This window comes from Sphingomonas sp. IW22 (genome assembly GCF_041321155.1).
Classification (GTDB): Bacteria; Pseudomonadota; Alphaproteobacteria; order Sphingomonadales; family Sphingomonadaceae; genus Sphingomonas.
Genome location: NZ_JBGGWB010000009.1, coordinates 47,329 through 66,188, shown reverse-complemented (window position 1 = coordinate 66,188; position 18,860 = coordinate 47,329). Strand labels below are relative to the sequence as shown.

Below are 18,860 nucleotides of genomic sequence, written 5' to 3'. Positions count from 1 at the left end.
GAAGGGGCCGCCGTCCGGGATACCGGGCGGCGGCCCTTTTTGTTGGCGGCGCGTCCGGCGTGGCGGCGGCGGGTTCAGAGGCGGACGATCTGCGTGCCCAGCCGCTCCGCCTCTTCGCCGTCATGGGTGACGAGCAGGATCGGCAGCTTCAACCGATCGCGGACATCCTCGATCGCGCGGGCGACCTCCTCCCGCCGGGCGCGGTCGAGGAAGCTGGTCGGTTCGTCGAGCAACAGGAAACGCGGCGCCGCCAGCAGCGCGCGCCCGATCGCCACGCGCCGCGCTTCACCCCCCGACAACGTGCGCGGTCGACGGCGGAGCAGACGGCCGAGGTCAAGCATCGCCACCACATCGTCGAAACCGATCCAGCGCGCCTCCGCCGGCGCCCGCCGCTCTCCGAAGCGAAGATTTGCGGCGACGCTGAGATGCGGGAACAGCCGCGCATCCTGGAAGACATAACCTGCCCGCCGCGCTTCGGGCGGCAGGTCGATCCGGCGCGCGGCGTCGAACAGCGTCTGATCGCCCACTCGCACGAGCCCCTCGTCGGGGCTTAGCAGGCCCGCCACCATGTCGAGGATGCTCGTCTTGCCGATGCCCGACGGGCCGAACAGCACGGTCACCCCTGCCCCGCCCTGCACATGCGCGGCGATCAGCGCGTCGCCGCGCCGCTTCACGACCGAAATATCAAAGGACATGGCCACCCCGACGCCGCGCCAACGCCTCAGACGCGATCAGCGCCGCCAGCGACAGGGCGACCGAAATGGCGGCCAGCCGCCAGACCTGGGCATCGCCGCCAGGTATCTGCAACGCCGAATAGATGGCGATCGGCAAAGTCCGCGTCTCCCCCGGAATGTTGGAGACGAAGGTGATCGTCGCACCGAATTCACCGAGCGCGCGGGCAAAGCCCAGCACGGCGGCCGCCAGCACGCCGGGCAGTGCAAGCGGCAGAGTGATGCTGAAGAACAGGTCGACCCGCCCCGCGCCCAGCGTGCGCGCCGCGCCCTCAAGCCGCCGGTCCACCGCCTCGATCGACAGGCGCATCGCGCGGACCATCAGCGGCAATGCCATCACGCCCGCCGCAATCGCCGCGCCCGTCCAGCGGAACAGCACGCTGACGCCGAACCACCGCTCCAGCAGCGCGCCCAGCGGCCCGGCGGGCGCAAAGGCCATCAGCAACAGCCAGCCGCTGACGACCGGCGGCAACACCAGCGGCAGATGGACAACCGCATCCAGCAGCACCCTGCCCGGAAAGCGCCCCCGCGCCAGCAGCCACGCCAGCAGGAATGCGACCGGCAAGGTCGCCATAACCGCCGTGCCGCCGACCAGCAGCGACAGGCGAACTGTTTCCCATTCATCGGGGCTGAGCATCGGCACGAACACCCGCCTGTCTTAGAAGCGCTGCCCCGCAATCGGAAGCCGCACGAAAAAGGGGCCGGCGGTTTCCCGCCGACCCCGTTCTTCGTGTACGCGAAGCGCGATCAGTTCGCGGCGGTCGCGCCTGTTGCCGGGGTGGCCAGCCACTGCTTCCAGAAGGTCGCGATCTCCGCCTTCGGCATCGCCTTCACCGCGTCAAACGCGGTTGCGGCTTCCGCGCGGTTGCCGACACCGACCAGCGCATTGCCGAGGCGCAGATTGACTTCCTCGGTATTCACGCCGCCCTTTTGCAGGCCCAGCTTGTAGAACTCGACCGCCTTGGCGTAATTGCCGCTGCCGAGATACGCGTCGCCCAGTTGCGCAGCGGCCTTTCCGTTCGCCGCCGACTTGGCCGGACCCTCCAGCGATGCCAGCGAACCTTCATTCTTGATCGCGGTCACGGCGTCGTTGTGCAACTGCGCAAGGGCAGTGGCGGGCATCTTGCCCTTCTGGCGGCCTTCCTCAATCACGGCCTTGGTTTCGAACGGCAGACCGACGCGATACGCAATGTCGGCATATTCCAGATAGTCGTTCTGGTCGGCCAGGCTGTCGGTCTGACGCATCAGACGGAACAGGTCGAGCTTGCCCTGATTGTCGAGCTGCGCGCTGTCGCGATAGACCAGCAGCGAACGACGCCAGTTCTTGGCGGTGGGATAATCGTTCAGCTGCATCTTCAGCCACTTGCTGACGCCCGCCGAATCCTTGGCGCCGTAAAGCTTGGCGACGGCCAGGTCATACCATGCGTCTGGCACCGGCTGGTTGGCCGCCTTCTTCGCCTGAACCGCCTTTTCCAGTTCGGCGACGCCGGCCTGCGCGTTGTTCATGTCGAAATGGGTCTGGGCAAGCATCAACGGCAGGTTTTCGTCCTGATAACCCGCCTGCTGCGCCTGCTGCAGATACTGGAGCGCGCCGGCATAATCCTTTTCCTGACGCGCGATGTCGCCGCGCACGAACATCAGGCGCTGCTTGTCCTGAGTGCGCGGGTCGGCAAGCAGCACGTCCAGCGCGTTCTTCATCCCCGGAACGTTCTTCTTGCGCGCTTCCAGCGGCAGGCGAAGCTGCGCGGCGAAGTATTTTTCGTCGTCGTTCTTGATCAGCGCTTCGGCGGCGGCAAGCTGGGTTTCGGCAGTCGCGGTATCGCCCCCCTGCAGCGCGGTCTGAGCGGCAACGGCGGCCTTGCGGAAATCCTCACCCACCTTCAGCGCGGGGGCTTCGCCCTCCTTGCCCTTCTTCTTCTGAACCGGGGCCGCAGTGGCGGGGGTAGCGACGGTGGCAACGCCGCCCAGCGCCAGCATCGCGGTGAGTGCGGCCTTGGACACGATCGACATGGGTATAATTCTCCTCTCGGGGGACTTAGCCCCTAAATGCCCCGGCTGCGTCATTCAAGCCGAAGGGCTTGCGACCCTCCGTGCCATCATGGCGCTGAACGCTTTTTGAACGCAGCGGCTCCCGCGCCGATTTGACGCGGGGGATATCTGGCAATAGCGAATCGCATATGCAATCGGCAGTCATCATCGGCGCATCGGGCGGAATCGGCGGCGCACTGGCCGACGCGATCGAGGAAGAGGCGCGTTTCAAGCGCGTCTGGCGCCTGTCGCGGCGCGACGGGCTGGACCTGACCGACGAGGCCAGCATCGCAGATGCCGCTGCACGCGTGGGCGCCGGGCCCCCGCCCGCGCTGGTGATGGTGGCAACCGGCATCCTTCACGACGCTGAACATGGCCCGGAAAAGGCGCTGAAGGATCTGGACGCCGACTGGTTGGCGCGTGTCCATGCGATCAATGCCATCGGCCCCGCGCTGGTCGCCAAGCATTTCCTGCCGCTGTTCCCGCGCACCGGAACCCCGACCTTTGCCGCCCTTTCGGCGCGCGTCGGCTCGATCGGCGACAATACGCTGGGTGGCTGGCACGGCTATCGCGCGTCCAAGGCGGCGCTAAACATGTTGTTGCGAAACATCGCGATCGAGGCGCGGCGCAAATATGACCGCACCATCGTCGTCGGTCTGCATCCGGGCACGGTCGATACCGGCCTGTCCAAACCCTTTCAGGGTAATGTCGCGCCGGGCAAGCTGTTCGCACCCGATCGGGCGGCGCTGCAACTGCTGGACGTGCTGGACGGGCTGAAGCCACATGACAGCGGCAAGGTCTTTGCCTGGGACGGCGCCGAAATCCCCTTCTGAGCCGCACTGCATTGATACGCGGGCGCGCGCGAGGCTTGTTAGGGCAGCGAGACGGGTCTAGAGCCTTGTCACGAACCTTACACGAAAGCGAAAGCCTGCCTTGACCGACGAGACGTTGCTCGCCGACCCTTCGGACGTTTCCCCGATCTCGATCGTCGACGAGATGAAGTCGTCCTACCTCGATTACGCGATGAGCGTGATCGTGGCGCGCGCCCTTCCCGATGTGCGCGACGGCCTGAAGCCGGTGCATCGGCGCATCCTGTTTTCGGCCAGCGAAAGCGGCTTCACCTATAACAAACCCTATCGCAAATCGGCGCGCATCGTCGGTGACGTGATCGGTAAATATCACCCGCATGGCGACAGCGCGATTTACGACGCGCTGGCACGCATGACCCAAGACTGGTCGATGCGCGTCCCGCTGATCGACGGTCAGGGCAATTTCGGTTCGATGGATCCCGATCCGCCCGCCGCCATGCGTTACACCGAAGCGCGTCTCGCCCGTGTGACCGGGGAGCTGCTGGCCGATCTGGACAAGGACACGGTCGATTTCCAGCCGAACTATGACGGTTCGGAACATGAGCCGACGGTGCTGCCGGCGCGCTTCCCCAACCTGCTGGTCAATGGCGCGGGCGGCATCGCCGTCGGCATGGCCACCAACGTGCCGCCGCACAATCTGGGCGAAGTCGTCAACGCCTGCCTCGCCTATATCGACAATGGCGGGATCACCGTCGACGAGTTGATGGAAATCGTGCCGGGTCCGGATTTCCCGACCGGCGCGATCATTTTGGGCCGTTCGGGCGTGCGCGCGGCGCACGGCACCGGGCGCGGTTCGATCATCCTGCGCTCGCGTCACACCATCGAACAGCGCGGTGAGCGCCGTTCGATCATCCTGACCGAAATCCCGTTTCAGCAGGGCAAGAACGCCCTTGTCGAGAAAATCGCGGAGGCGGCCAAGGACAAGCGGATCGAGGGTGTCAGCGACATTCGCGACGAATCGAATCGCGAGGGCGTGCGGATCGTCATCGATTTGAAGCGCGACGCGACGCCCGAAGTCGTGCTGAACCAGCTGTGGCGCCACACCCCCGCCCAGTCGAGCTTCGCCGCCAACATGCTGGCGATTCGCGGCGGCCGGCCCGAATTGCTCAACCTGCGCGACATCATCGAAAGCTTCGTGAAGTTCCGTGAGGAAGTGATCACGCGGCGTTCGAAGTTCGAACTGGCCAAGGCGCGCGACCGGGCGCATATCTTGCTGGGTCTGGTCATCGCGGTCACCAACCTGGATGAAGTGGTGCGGATCATCCGCGGTTCGGAGAGCCCGGCGGCGGCGCGTGCATCGTTGTTGATGCGCGAATGGCCGATCGCGGAAATCGCCCCCTATATTCGGCTGGTCGAAGCGGTGGAGCAGGAGGTCGAGGGCGACACCTATCGCCTGTCCGACGTTCAGGTCCGCGCGATCCTGGACCTGCGCCTGCATCGCCTGACGGCGCTGGGCCGCGACGAAATCGGCGGCGAGCTGGCCGAACTGGCCGCATCCATTGCCGAGCTGCTCGAAATCCTCGCCAACCGCGCCAAGCTGTATGAAGTGATGCGCGGCGAACTGGTCGAGGTGCGCGATGCCTTCGCCACCCCGCGCCGCACCGAAATCGCCGCTGCCGCCGACGGGATCGAGGACGAGGACCTGATCGAGCGCGAGGACATGGTCGTTACCGTGACCATGCAGGGCTATATCAAGCGCACCCCGCTCGACGCTTTCCGCGCACAGGCACGTGGCGGAAAGGGTCGCGCAGGCATGGCGACCAAGGACGAGGACGCGGTCACCAACCTGTTCGTGACCAGCACGCACACGCCGGTGCTGTTCTTTTCTACCCTGGGCCGCGTCTATCGCATGAAGGTGTGGCGCCTGCCCGAAGGCGGGCCCGCCACGCGCGGCCGGCCGATGATCAACCTGCTGCCGCTGGCGGCGGGCGAGACGATCTCCACCGTGCTTCCGCTGCCGGAGGATGAGGCGGAGTGGAGCAAGCTGCACGTCATGTTCGCGACTGCCAGGGGTTCGGTGCGCCGCAACTCGATGGATGCGTTCACCAATGTGCCGACCGCCGGCAAGATCGCGATGAAGTTCGAAGGCGACGACGCCGAAGACCGCCTGATCGGCGTGGCCCTGCTGGAAGAGGGCGACGACGTTCTGCTGGCCAGCCGCGCGGGCAAGGCCATTCGCTTCCCCGGTGAGGACGTGCGCGAGTTCCAGAGCCGTAATTCGACCGGCGTGCGCGGCATGACGCTGAAGGGCGACGATACCGTCATGTCGCTGTCGATCCTGCACCGCGCCGGTGCGACGCCGGAAGAGCGCGAAGAATATCTGCGGTTCGCCCCGTGGAAGCCGGAGCGGGAGGGCGAGCCGTCGAACCCCGAACGCCTGGCCGAACTGGCGGAACGCGAACAGTTCATCCTGACCGTATGCGCAAACGGCTATGGCAAGCTGTCCTCCGCCTATGAATATCGCCGCACCGGGCGCGGGGGTCAGGGGATCACCAATATCGACAATATCGCCCGCAACGGCCCGGTCGTAGCGTCCTTCCCGGCGACCACGTCGGACCAGCTTATGCTGGTCACCGATCAGGCCAAGATGATCCGCATGCCGCTGTCGTCGCTGCGCGTCATTGGGCGAGGTTCGGCGGGTGTGCGGCTGTTCAACGTGGCCGATGGTGAGCATGTTGTCGGCGTCGCGCGCATTGACGAGGAACAGGAGCCCGAAAACGCCGCCGAAGCCGCCGTCGCCGAGGAGCGCGAGGAACTGGCGGAGGTTCAGGCGGACAAGGCGATCACTATCGACGACGGCACCAGCGAAGCAACGCTGAGCGAGCGTGTCGAGGAAGAGGGCGATGAGGATGAGTGACCGGCCCCAGACCGCCTATAAGGTGCTGACCGCCGAACAGATGGCGGCGCTGGAGGCGGATGGCAGCTTCGCCGGGGCGCCAGTCGATCTCGCCGATGGCTATATCCACCTGTCGACCGCGCAGCAGCTGACCGAGACGGTCGACAAGCATTTTGCGGGGCAAACCGACCTGCATGTCGCCGCTGTCGACCTGTCGGCGCTGGGCGATGCGGTTCGTTGGGAGGAAAGCCGGGGCGGGCAGTTGTTCCCGCATATCTATGCCGCTTTACCGCTGTCGGCGATCGTGGCCTATGGCGCGATGGTGCGCGACGATGACGGCACGGTGCGATTGCCCGTTACGGGCTGAACGTCAGAATGCCTGCGCCGCCCCGTCCAACGGGGCGGCGAAGCGGTTGTGATTATGCGTCGACCGCCTCTCCGATCAGCGCATCGGTGAATTGCTTTCGCCACCAGACCACGTCCTCTGCCTGGACATTCTCCATCATTCCACGCCAGCGGCGCTGCCGTTCGTCGCGCGGCATCTTTAGCGCTGCGATGATCGCGTCGCTGATCTCCTCGGCGCTGTACGGGTTGATGAGCAGCGCGCCTTCTCCCAGCTGCGCCGCGGCACCGGCAAATCGCGACAAGATGAGGACGCCGGGATCTTCCGGGTCCTGCGCCGCGACATATTCCTTGGCGACCAGGTTCATGCCGTCACGCAGCGGCGTGACCAGTCCGATCTTCGCCGCGCGATAAATGCCCGCCAGCTGTTCGCGCGGATAACCCTGATTGACGTACCGGATCGGCACCCAGTCGACATCGGCATAGGCGCCGTTGATGCGGCCCGACAGCCCCTCAAGCGTGGCGCGGATTTTCTGATAGCTGCCGACCGACGCGCGCGACGGCGGCGCGATCTGGAGCAGGAATACTTCCTTGCGCTCCTCAGGATGCTCCTGAAGGAAGCGTTCATAGCCGAGGAAGCGTTCTTCCAGCCCCTTCGAATAATCCAGCCGGTCAACCCCGACGATCAGGTCGCGGCCGACCGCTGAATCGCGCATCCGGCGATAGGTCAGTCGCGCCGTGGGCGAGCGTGACGCCTCGATAAACTCCTTGGCGTCGATGCCGATCGGGTTGGCCATCACCTGAACGCTCCGGTCGCCCAGCGTCAGCCGGTCGCCATCCAGCGTCGCGCCCATTTCGTCGACGGCGTAATCGACAAAGCTGTCGAGCCATTCCTGCGTATGGAAGCCCAGTACGTCATAGGCAAACAGATGGCGGACCAGCTCCGTCGCTTCCGGCAACACGGCCAGCAAGCGGCGCGGTGGCCATGGGATGTGCAGAAAAAAGCCGATCCGGTTGCCGCAGCCCCGCTTGCGCAGCGCGCTGCCCAGCGGGAACATGTGGTAATCCTGAATCCAGATCGCGTCGTCCGCCTCGATCAGCGGGCGGACAGTGTCGGCAAAGCGGTCGTTGACGCGGCTATAACCCCCGGCAAAGTCCCGCTCATATTCTGCCAGGTCAATGCGATAGTGGAATAGCGGCCACAGCGTCCGGTTCGCATAGCCGTTATAATATTCGTCGATGTCCTGCTCTTCCAGATCGACGGTGGCGGTGGTCACGCCCTGATTGCGCTGGAAGTTGATATGGCCGGTAAATTGTTCGGTCGTTTCGCCCGACCAGCCGAACCAGATGCCCTTATATTCGCGAAGTGCGGCGGCCAGCGCGACGGCCAGCCCCCCCTGTGCCCCCGAACTGGATTCGGTCGGCGCTGACACACGATTCGAAATAATGATCAGCCGGCTCAACGGATCGCACTCCATGGCTTGCTCAACAGGACAGCACAATTGATCATGCCGACCAGCGAATAGGTCTGGGGATAATTGCCCCACAATTCCCCGGTTTGGGGATCGATATCCTCCGACAATAGCCCCGCTGGCGTGCGGCGCGATAACATTTCTTCAAAAAGGGCCCGTGCATCTGCATCACGGCCAGTAAAATGCAACGCTTCGATCAGCCAGAAGGTGCAGACGTTGAACGCCGTCTCAGGCAGGCCGAAATCGTCCTCAGTGTCGTAGCGCAGCATGTGGCTGCCGCGACGCAGCCCCTGCTCCACCGCCGCCAGCGTGCCGCGGAAACGCGGATCGTCGGGCGACTGGAAACGCAGGTCCAGAAGCTGGATCAGGCTGGCGTCCAGATCATCGCCGGAAAAGGTCGCGGACATGCGCTGCGTATCTTCGCGCCATGCGGCCTTTTCGATCCGCTCCCGCATCGTGCGCGCGCGGTCGTTCCAGAATGCGGCGCGTTCGTTGAGTTGCAGCCGCTCCGCCGCATTCCCCAGCCGGTCGCACGCCGCCCAACACATCGCCGCCGAATAGGTATGGACCGATTGCCGCGTGCGAAGCTCCCACAGCCCGGCATCAGGCTTGTCATACAGCTCCCATGCACGCTCGCCGACCCGCTCCAGCGCCTCGAAATCCTCGACGCCCGCCATGCGGAACAGACGTTCGTCGAAAAAGGCCTGCACGTTGGACAGGACGATCTGGCCATAGGCGTCGTGCTGAACCTGTTCGGCGGCCTGATTGCCGACACGAACCGGGCCCATGCCGCGATAACCCGCCAGTCGCGGCGCCTGCACCTCAGGCAGCTTGGGTTCGCCCAGCACGCCGTAGAGCGGTTGAATGGCGCCGCCCTTGGCATCATCGACGATGTTTCGCAGATAGCCGAGATACCCCTCCAGCACGTCGAGCGCGCCAACGCGGTTCAGCGCCTGAACCGTGTAATAGGCATCGCGGATCCAGCAGTAGCGATAGTCCCAGTTGCGTTCCGACCCGGCATGTTCGGGGATGGAAGTGGTCAGTGCGGCGACGATCGCGCCGCTTTCCTCATGCTGGCACAGCTTCAGTGTGATCGCCGAACGGATGACCACATCCTGCCACTCGAACGGCGTCGCCAGCCCGCGCGCCCATTGCTGCCAATGGTGCGTGGTGTAGGCCAGCATCTCCTCGACCGCAGTCGACAGATCGCCGGAGAAACTCTCGTCCGGACCAAGGAAGAAATAGAGCGGCCGCTCGACGCGGAACGGGCGCTCGTCCCACAACAAGCCGACGGGCGCATTGGTGGTCAGGCGCAGCTGCAACCCGTCCAGCAGGAAGCGCATGTGGTTCGAGCCCGATGTGCGCTCGACATTGGCATCGCCCCATCCGCGTGTCGGGCGCAGCCGCATCCGCACGCGCGGGCTGCCCGCCACGGGGCGCACGATGCGGACGTAGCTGACCGGGCGATAGGTACGGCCGAGCCGCTCGAAACGGGGGCAGAAGTCGATGACCTCGATCGCGCTGCCGCTGGCATCGGTCATGCGGCTGACCAGAATGGGCGTGTTGCGCCGATATTCCTGCGTGACGCTGGCGCAATCCTGCAGGTCGATGGCCCACAGGCCGACCGCGTCGTCGCTTTCAGGGTCGCGCCCGTCTAGCAGCGAGGAAAAGACCGGATCGCCATCGACGCGCGGCACGCATCCCCACACGAAGCGGGCCTGCGTGTCGACCAGCGCCGACACCTGGCAATTGCCGATCGGCCATAAGTTAAGACTGGGGGTCATTACAGCGCCTCCGTCGCGCGGATCAGCCATTCGCGGACCGCGGCTACATCATTCAAACGATAGCCGGCGTCGGTCGGGCGCGGCGCGCCGACCAGGATTCCGGCTCCCTCCATCGCGGCGACGGCACGAAAGCCGTCTTCGTCGGTCACGTCGTCGCCCAGAAATACCGGGCGGGTTCCGGCAAAGGGAGCCTCCGCCATCAGCCGCTGGATCGCCGCGCCCTTGTCGCCGGTCGCGGCGCGCAGCTCAACCATCATCTTGCCGGGCTGAAGATGCAGGCCGTGCGCCTGGGCCAGTTCGCCGGCGATAGCACGAGCATCATCCTCGACATGCGGCGCCATGCGATAGTGCAGGCCCGCGCCGAACGGCTTTGTCTCGACGATTACGCCGTCATGCCCCTCGGCAAAGCGGTGAAGCTCGGCAATTACGTCGGGTAGCGTGGCGGGCACATCGGGCGTGGCTGTGCGGCCATCCGGCCAGCGAAACTCGACCCCGTGGCTGCCGCCGATCGCGAAGGCGACTTCGCCGAACAGGTCCAGAATATGGCCACTCGCCCGGCCGGTGACGATCGCCAGACGGCCATCCAGCGCCTCCCCCAGTTGCCGCGTCAGCGCGATCAGGGCGTCATCGGCATGGACCAGATCGGGTCGATCCTCCAGCTCAACCAGCGTGCCGTCGAAATCGAGAAACAGGCTCGCGCCCGCCAGTAGGTCATGTGGCGGCGCAGGCAGCGTAATATCGTCTGTTGTCAAAATTGCCTCCCGCAAAGGGAATGTTTCGCCCCCGTCCCGGTTCCGCACTGCGGCAAAAACTTCACCGCTCACGCCGTGGGGTCAGGGTTGGTGAATGCCATCGCATCGTCGACACGGCCCAGCCGCAGGGCCAGCACGTCCTTCAGATAATTCTGGTGCAACCGCCAGGGTGCGCGCCGCCCCTGTCGCGGAAACCGGTCGATCGCCCGCCGGACATAGCCGGAGGTGAAGTCCAGAAACGCCTCATCGCCCGCATCGCCGTCCCTTGTGACCGGCGTCGCCTGCCGCATTCCGCGCTTGCGCATCGCCTTCAACAGCCGAACGACATAAGCGGCGGTCAGATCCGCCTTCAGTGTCCAGGATGCGTTGGTATAGCCGAATGAATAGGCCAGATTGGGCACCCCGCTGAACATCAGCCCCTTGTAATTTAGCGTTCCCGCGAAATCGACGGCCTCACCGTCGATGCGGACGGGCATGTCGTCCATCAGCTTCAGCTCAAGGCCCGTCGCAGTGACGATGATATCGGCGGGCACCTGTTCGCCCGATTCCATACGGATGGCGCCCGGCTCGAAACGGTCGATCGAGCCCGTCACCACCTTGGCCCGCCCGTCGCGAATGGCGGTGAACAGGTCGCCGTCGGGTACCAGGCACAGGCGCTGGTCCCACGGGTCGTAGCGCGGCGTGAAATGCGTATCGACGTCGAAATCGGGGCCAAGGTGATCGCGGACCCAGCCGATCAGCCGCCGCGCCGCCGCCTTTGGATGCTTCCGCATCCGGCTGTAGAAGAACTGCCCGATCAGCGCGTTGCGCCAGCGGATCGCCCGCCCGGCAGCGCGTGCGCCGATCACGCGGCGCAGGCCATTTGCGACCGGATCGCGCGCCGGGCGGGCAACGACATAGGTCGGGGAACGCTGAACCATTGTCACCTGCCCGCCGCGTTCGACCAGTGCGGGAACCAGCGTCATCGCCGTCGCCCCGCTGCCGATCACGGCGACGCGGCGCCCCTCCAGCGCCAGATCCTCCGGCCAGAATTGCGGGTGGACGATGGGCCCGCCAAACGCCTCCTCCCCGGCAAAGGACGGCGCGTACCCGCGTTCATAGTCATAATAGCCGGTGCACATCGCTACAAAGCGACAGCCGATGGTGCGGCGTCCATCCCCCCTATCGACGGTCAGCGTCCAAGCCGCATCGGGCGTGGACCATTCCGCCGCAACTACCCGGTGCCCGGTGCGAATATGGGGGGCCACCCCCTCGTCCCGCGCCGTGTCGTTCAGATATTCGAGGATCGACGCACCGTCCGCGATTGCTTGCTGCCCCGTCCAGGGACGAAAGCGATAGCCGAGGGTGAACATGTCCGAATCCGAACGGACGCCGGGATAGCGGAACAAGTCCCATGTGCCGCCCAGCCGATCGCGCGCTTCCAACAAGGTAAAGCTCAGTTCGGGACAGCCGACCTTCAGCTGGCGGGCCATGCCGATGCCAGACAGGCCCGCGCCGACCACCACCACGTCGAACCATTCGTCGGCCATGCAAACCTCCCGCGATCAGCTTAGGCCGTCGCGGGAGGGCACGAAAGCCACATCCTTAATAGTCGCGCGAATAGCGCAGATTGACGCTCGACCCGCCAAAGCTGCCCGTTTGCGACAGCAGCGACAGCGCGCGGGTCAGCGCGATTTCCAGCTGTGTGGCGGTAAAGCCGCGTGCATCAGTGATGATTTCGACATAGATGTCGTCGGTCAGATACTGGCCCGCCGCCAGCGCGGTGCCGCGCCCCGACGCCTCGTCCGCGCCCAGGATGCGCAGCCGGTCGATGCCGCCCGCCTGGCGAAGCTCACCCAGCGGGTTCAGTCCGCCGCCCGACCCGCGCAGCGAATTGAGCGCAGACGCGAGCTGGATCGCCTGGATCGCCGACAGGTTGGTGACCGACCGACCGAACAGGATGCGCGCCAGAACCTCGTCCTGCGCCAGCGCCGGTGTCGAGGTGAAGGACAGGCGCGGGCGCTGTGCCGTGCCGGTGACGTTGATGGTCGCGGTCACCCCCTCGGTCGTGGTCGATGCCGCGATCGCGATGTTAGGGTTGGTTAGCTCATTGCCTTCATAGGTGATCAGGCCCCGATCCAGTTCGAACCGTTTGCCCGCAAAGCTGTACGTGCCGCGGATCGCCTCGATCTCGCCCGAAATGCGCGGGTTGGACGATGTGCCGGTGATCCGCAGATCGGCCTGCCATTCGCTTTCCAGCCCCATGCCCGACACATACAGGCGGTTGTCGGCACTGACCCGGATGTTCAGACGGAACAGGCCGGGCGAGGGCGGCGGGGTGCCGGGCGTGGCGTTCGCGGCCTCCAGCGGGGCGCCGCGACGGCGCACGCCCGACAGCTCGGCCACTTCGGCGCCGCCCTGACGGATGACCTGATAGCGTGCTTCGGGAATACGGATATTCCCTTCGATCAGGCCGCCATTGGCGCCGTTGGTGACGCGCACCTCACCCGTGGCCGTCGCGCCGATCATGTCGCTGCGCGCAAGGCGGGCGTCCTGCAACGTCGCACGGATATCGATGGGAAATCCGCTGTTCGCCGCCAGCCCGACATAGCCCTGCGCCGTCACGCTCCCTTCGCCGGCAGTGGCGCGCAGCTCTTCAAGAACGAAGCGGTCATTGGTGAAGCGGCCCGTCATCCGCATGTCGGACAGGCGCGTGCCGTAAGTCTCGTTTTCGTAGACCAGGTTGTTGGCGCGAACCAATCCGTTCACTCGTGGCGCCCCCAGCGTGCCGCCGAAATCCGCCGCCAGGCCGATGGGGCCGGACAGCTGCTGATCGGCGACCCCGCCCAGCGACCACAGGACTTCCGATAGCCCGTTATAACGGATACCGCCTGTCAGGGGCGCTGACGCGCTGGTCCCGGTCTGGGCGACGACGCGGCCGATGGTGGCGCCGCGCCGCTGCACGATCGCCCGCACATCGGCGCGCCCCCCGGTCAGGTTGAGGATCGACTGAATGTCCACTGGCGTCGAAACGGTCGCGAGGCTTGAGCGGGTGAAATTATTGACCTGAATGCGCGCATTGCCGGTCGGATAATCCGCGCCTGCCGCCTGATTGACGGCAAAACTGCCCGTCGCCGTTCCGCCCAGCCCGATGCCCGGAACAAGCGAATTGGCCAGCCGCAGGTCCAACTGGTCCAGCCGCCCCTGCACCGAATAGCCATCGCTATACCGCCCCGCCAGACGAAGCGCGCCACGATCGAAATCGATACGCGTGGGGAGCAGTCGGTAACCCTCACCGCCGACATCGATCCGTGCGGGCTGTGCCGTTCGGAAGTCGACCCCGCTCGCCTGCCCCTTGAGCGCCACCACCCACAATGCGGGGCTGAGCCGGGCATTCGCGGCGATTTCGAATGGAACGCCCGTCGTGCCGTTTGCCACGGCCTGCACATAGCCATTGCCGCCGCGATAATCGCCGCGCGCGCGGGCGCGGGTGATCACGTAATCGCCCTGACGGAAATTCGCGACCTGAGCGTCGAACCGGACGGCAGGCGCATCATCATACAGCACCACGCGCGCATTGGCGATGGCGCGGCCAATGGTAATGCCCATGTCGCCGGGGATCGTCGCATTATTGGCGCGCGCGTCGACATTCGCGGTCTGATAGCGGCCCTGTGCGCCCAGTTCCGCGCGACCGACCACGCCCGACCCGGCAAAGTCCAGCGCACCGGTAAACGGCCCTGCATCGGTCGCAGCGACCCGACCATTGAACGTCACGCCCGCGAACACCGTGTCGCGAATGTCGGCGGTCAGCCGGGGGCTGGTCCGCAACAGGACATTGGCGTTGAACGGCCCGTAATTGGTGCCGCCGGTGGCGACGATGGCATAACCCTCGCCCTGCCCACGCACGCGCGCTTCTAGATCGGCGAGTCCAATGCCGACGCCCGGACGCGGCGCGCGTACCAGTATTACCGGCTGGGCAACGCTGCCCGAAACACGGGCCGACAAGGGGCCATATTGGGTGGAATAGGCATCCGCCTCCACCGCCAGCGGCCCGGCAAAGTCATAAGTCCCACGTCCGCGCGTGATGCGGAATTGCGGCGCGTTCATGCGTAGATTGTCGAACCGCACCAGTCCTTCCGGTGTCAGCGCTACATCGACCGCCGCAGTCGCATTGCCGCCCAGAAAGTTGCGGATGCCGTCGTTGAACAGCCGTTTGGTCTGAGTGACCACGCGACCGCGAATGCCATAACCGCCGCCCGGCGCGGTATAGAGGTCCGCCGTCGTCTGCAGGTCGATGATGCCGATGGAGGCGACGTCATAATCGTTCACCCTACCCTTGAGCGCGCCGGTGTAGCGACCGGTGCCCATATCGGCGACCAGCACCGCGGTCGCGTCGATCCGGTCAGAACGGATGCGCATATTATCGGACAGGATCTGATCGCCGTTGATCGCGACATCGCCGTTGATCGCGACATTGGTGACCAGCCCGCCGACCGCCGCATTCAACCCGGCGATGCGTGCCGCGCGCGCGTTGACGGGGATCAGGATGCGGTCGGCATCGACGGTTGCCTGCCCTTCGGCAAACAGCCGCTCGACGCGGGTTTCGCCAAAGCCGATTGCGGCAGCCTGCAGCTTGTAATCCACGGTCGGCGTTGCAAAGGCGCCGTTCAGCGCAATCTCAGCGCGCACGGCATTGCCGTTCAGATTCTCGGCAATGGCGCCGGGGGTCAGCAATTGCCCCTCGACCCGGAAATTGCCGAAGCGGCTCTGGCCCAGATCCAGCAGCCCCTGCGTCGCAACCGCCATCGCGCTGGAGCGCAGGCGAAGTTGCGTGTCGAGCCGCCGCTGTTCCAGCAGCCGAGCATCGAGCGCGATCTGAAGCGCGGGTGCGGTCAGCCGCTCGACCGGCCCTTCCAGATACAGGCCCGGCTGCGCGCTGCCGCGTACCTGAAAGAAGCCGTCGCGCGCCTGAACGCCCAGATTGGCAAGCTGTGCATTGCCCAGCGTCCCGGTCAGCCGACCTTGCCAGCGCTGCCAGCTGCCATCGCCGTCGATGGTCAACGACAGCGGCGCCTTCAGCCCCGCCATCGACCCGATCATGCCGCTGGCGGGCGCATTGAGCTTGAGGTCGATGTCCAGCCGGTTCGCATCGGGCACGGCGTCGAGCGCCAGCGTCATGCGGTCACCGCCCGCGACGCCCGGCCCCGACAAGGTGGCGCCATTCGCGGTCAGCTGTGCGCGGCGGTCGGCGATATGCACCTCCCCCTCGATCCGCGCCAGATAGCGGCGACCTGCAACCGGCGGAGCCAGATCGATCCGGTCGATCGCCATCCGGTTCACGTCGATGTCGGTGTCGGGCAACAGCGGCGCGTTGGGGTCGCTTGGCACTTCCTTCAATTCGGGCAGCCGTGCGACCCGGATCAACGGACTGGTCAGTGAGCGCACATCGACATGGCTGCGCGCAAAGGCAAAGGGGCGCCAATCGACCGCCACCTGCGGCGACATGGCGAACACGCCGCGCGGATCGCTGACCCGCACATCGCGCAGCACCATCGCGCCATAGATCGACCCGTCGATCCGCCCGACCTTGACGTTCAGCCCCGACGCCGTGGTGAAACCGCCAATTCGGTCGGCCAGAAAACGGCGCCCCGGCGAGGTATTCAGCCCCAACACGATCAGGCCCAGCAACAGCGCCAGCCCGACCAGCACGATCCCGATCCATTTCAGGATGCGCTGCCACAGCGGCGGTTTGACCACCGTGACGTGTTCCGGCGCGGATTCGGGCGGAAGCGTGTTCTCGACCATCAGAATGCCTGCCCGATCGAGATATAGAGCGCGATCAACGATTCGCCCTCGCGCCGGTTGATGGGCGTTGCCACATCGACGCGCATCGGACCGAAATTGGTATAGAAACGACCGCCTATACCCGCACCGAACCGAAGGTCGCTGCCCTTGGGCAATGTCGAATCATAGACCTGACCCGCATCGATGAACGGCACGATCCCGAAATTGCCGAAGCGATATCGGGCCTCCAGCGCAAATTCGTTGATGCTGCGCCCGCCTACGGGGCGGAACACCGTGGGTTCGCTGTCCTCATCCTCTGGATCGAAATCGGGGTTCGGCTCAACGGTGCGGGGGCCAAGCTCCTGAAAGCCGAAGCCGCGCACTGATCCGCCGCCGCCCGCATAATAGCGGCGCGACGGCGCCAGATCGTCGCGCGAAATGCCCGCGATCCACCCCGCCCGCGCGCGGCCCGCGATCACCAGACTGTCGCTGATCGGGTAATAGCCGGTCACTTCCAACATCGAGCGGACATAGGGCCGCGCGCTGCCCTGCACCGACGCTTCGGGGCTGAGGTTCAGCTTTACCCGGAACCCGCGCGTCGGGTTCAACAGATCGTCCGAACTGTCATAGCCAAGGAACAGCGGCAGCGCGGCAATGCCATAAGTGCGGCGGACCCGATCGTTCAGGTCGAAATCATAGACGTCTTCGTTGGTGCCGATCAGCTCCGCACCGTAATAATAGGTCCAGCGCTTTTGCCAGATCGGCGTCGAGTCATAGCTCCACCGGGCAGAGAGCGTTCCCGTAAACGCCTCGAACGCGTCGTAATTGGAACGGTTTGCCGATGCCGCCGCCTGGAAGGTGCGGTCGCGCCGCCCGGCGTTCGACCGGCGGAACGTCACGCCCGCCCCCTGTTCCTGCGTGCCTGCGATCACATTGGTGATCAGCGCACCTTCGGGCGGGAACAGGTTGCGATGGGTCCAGGTGCCCTCCACACGAAGACCCTGGCCCGTGCCATAGCCCGCCTCCGCCGCTAGTGTGCGCGCGGGCCCCGCATTCTGGCGGACGAGCAGATTGACCTGTTCGGTCGTGTCGGGCCCCGGCACGCCGGTCCGCTGCGGCTCAACCGAAACGGTCGAGAACAGGCCGGTGGCGATCAGCGCCTCTCGCATGTCGTCGACCAGCCGAGCGTCATAAAGCTGGCCGGGTTTGAAACGGGGAAAGACCTGTAGGTGATCGAGGTCGAACGCCTGTTCCCCTTCGGTCGAGATGGTCCCGAACGACGAACGCGGCCCTGTATCCACTGGCAGCGTATAGGCGCCGGTAAAATCGCGTTCGTCCAACAGGATGTCGCGCTGTCCGACCTCCACAAACGGATAGCCCTGTTGCGGCAGTTTCAGCGCGACATTGGCCTCCGCGCCCTGAACCCGGTTCGCCTCGATCGGATCACCCACCTTCAGCGGCAATTCGTCGCGGACCAGATTGGCGGGAATTGTATGATTGGTGCGGATATCGACAGAGCCGAGCTTGTATCGTTCACCCGGCGTGGCGGTCAGCGTGACCTTCAGATTGCCCGAATTGGAGGGGTTCTGCTCAACGGTCGACACGGCGGTGGCGTCATAATAGCCGAGTGAACGCATCAGCCGCACGGCCAACTGCTCATCTTCCCGCGCACGCGCCGCGACCATGGTCGCGTTGGCAGCCTCTCCATCGCCTTCCTCCAGCGCGGACAGGCTTTCGAACTGATCGGCCAGTTCCAGTTCGTCCAGCCCTTCGACCACGGTGGTGTACCGAATCTCGACCGTGCGAGGGTCTGGACCGCCCGCGACTTCCGCCGGCGGGTTCACGTCAAACCCCGCCAGCGGCGGCAGCGGCTCGGCCAGAACCGCCTCCCCCGGCAGCGGCTGGGCGGGAATGACGTTCGGGTCGTTGGTTTGCGGCGCGGCGACGGGCGCAGGGGGCTGTTCCGGTGTGGGCGCGACGGTGGCGGGCGCCTCGAACGATTCCATCGGCTCCAGCGGCGCGTTCGGATCGCTGGACAGGCTGGGTAGTTCAGCCTCGAACTGTTCCTCGGCGATGATCGGCTCGCCCGCGCCTGTGGGCGGCGCCTGTTCCGGCTCTGGCGCGGGTGCCGACTGGCCCGATTGCGTCGGGTCGGGCGTTATCTGGGCCATGACCGGGCACGCCGCCAACGAAACGCCCGCGACAAGACTCGCCCTTAATGTCCTGAATCCCCTGGTCCCCACGCGTCCCCGCTGCTCCCTGTGCGGGGTTTACGCACCCCTT

Annotated in this window: 12 protein-coding genes; 3 read left to right on the top strand and 9 right to left on the bottom strand. The window is 65.5% G+C overall.

The features are described from left to right. Positions 1-74: 74 nt before the first annotated feature. The 3 genes from ACAX61_RS18325 to ACAX61_RS18315 form a co-directional block, all read right to left on the bottom strand. On the bottom strand, positions 75-695 hold the full coding sequence (locus ACAX61_RS18325) for an ATP-binding cassette domain-containing protein (RefSeq protein ID WP_370716098.1): 621 nt from the start codon (positions 693-695) through the stop codon (positions 75-77). Next, entirely contained in the window at positions 685-1,368 is a 684-nt protein-coding gene (gene modB, locus ACAX61_RS18320) for a molybdate ABC transporter permease subunit (RefSeq protein WP_370716111.1), read from the bottom strand. Before modB ends, ACAX61_RS18325 begins: the two co-directional genes overlap by 11 nt. A 110-nt stretch (positions 1,369-1,478) precedes the next feature. After that, positions 1,479-2,741 carry a tetratricopeptide repeat protein gene (locus tag ACAX61_RS18315; protein ID WP_370716097.1) on the bottom strand — a complete coding sequence of 421 codons (1,263 nt, stop codon included), beginning with the start codon at positions 2,739-2,741 and terminating at the stop codon, positions 1,479-1,481. Positions 2,742-2,908: 167 nt separating this feature from the next. Between ACAX61_RS18315 and ACAX61_RS18310 the strand changes: the two genes are divergently transcribed. The 3 genes from ACAX61_RS18310 (at position 2,909) to ACAX61_RS18300 (ending at position 6,831) form a co-directional block, all read left to right on the top strand. Further along, positions 2,909-3,592, top strand: a complete 684-nt coding sequence (locus ACAX61_RS18310; RefSeq protein ID WP_370716096.1) for an SDR family NAD(P)-dependent oxidoreductase — start codon at positions 2,909-2,911, stop codon at positions 3,590-3,592. A gap of 100 nt (positions 3,593-3,692) precedes the next feature. Then, positions 3,693-6,485, top strand: a complete 2,793-nt coding sequence (gyrA, locus tag ACAX61_RS18305) for a DNA gyrase subunit A (protein WP_370716095.1) — start codon at positions 3,693-3,695, stop codon at positions 6,483-6,485. Next, complete coding sequence (locus tag ACAX61_RS18300) at positions 6,478-6,831, top strand: DUF952 domain-containing protein (protein WP_370716110.1); 354 nt, start codon at positions 6,478-6,480, stop codon at positions 6,829-6,831. The genes gyrA and ACAX61_RS18300 overlap by 8 nt, the downstream gene beginning before the upstream one ends. A 52-nt stretch (positions 6,832-6,883) precedes the next feature. Here ACAX61_RS18300 and ACAX61_RS18295 read toward each other — a convergent pair whose 3' ends face one another. From ACAX61_RS18295 to ACAX61_RS18270, 6 genes are all read right to left on the bottom strand, one after another. Continuing rightward, positions 6,884-8,284 carry an alpha,alpha-trehalose-phosphate synthase (UDP-forming) gene (locus ACAX61_RS18295; RefSeq protein ID WP_370716094.1) on the bottom strand — a complete coding sequence of 467 codons (1,401 nt, stop codon included), beginning with the start codon at positions 8,282-8,284 and terminating at the stop codon, positions 6,884-6,886. Continuing rightward, the gene (locus ACAX61_RS18290; protein ID WP_370716093.1) at positions 8,266-10,062 is read right to left on the bottom strand and encodes a glycoside hydrolase family 15 protein; all 1,797 of its coding nucleotides are present in this window, start codon (positions 10,060-10,062) and stop codon (positions 8,266-8,268) included. Before ACAX61_RS18290 ends, ACAX61_RS18295 begins: the two co-directional genes overlap by 19 nt. Then, complete coding sequence (gene otsB / locus ACAX61_RS18285) at positions 10,062-10,814, bottom strand: trehalose-phosphatase (RefSeq protein WP_370716092.1); 753 nt, start codon at positions 10,812-10,814, stop codon at positions 10,062-10,064. Before otsB ends, ACAX61_RS18290 begins: the two co-directional genes overlap by 1 nt. 68 nt (positions 10,815-10,882) lie before the next feature. Beyond that, positions 10,883-12,343, bottom strand: a complete 1,461-nt coding sequence (locus ACAX61_RS18280) for a flavin-containing monooxygenase (protein WP_370716091.1) — start codon at positions 12,341-12,343, stop codon at positions 10,883-10,885. A 55-nt stretch (positions 12,344-12,398) separates the two neighbouring features. Continuing rightward, positions 12,399-16,598 (bottom strand): translocation/assembly module TamB domain-containing protein, encoded by a 4,200-nt coding sequence (locus ACAX61_RS18275; protein ID WP_370716090.1) that lies wholly within the window; start codon positions 16,596-16,598, stop codon positions 12,399-12,401. Then, a complete protein-coding gene (locus ACAX61_RS18270; RefSeq protein ID WP_370716089.1) occupies positions 16,598-18,748 on the bottom strand; it encodes a BamA/TamA family outer membrane protein in 2,151 nt (716 codons plus the stop codon). Before ACAX61_RS18270 ends, ACAX61_RS18275 begins: the two co-directional genes overlap by 1 nt. Between the last annotated feature and the right edge of the window lie 112 nt (positions 18,749-18,860).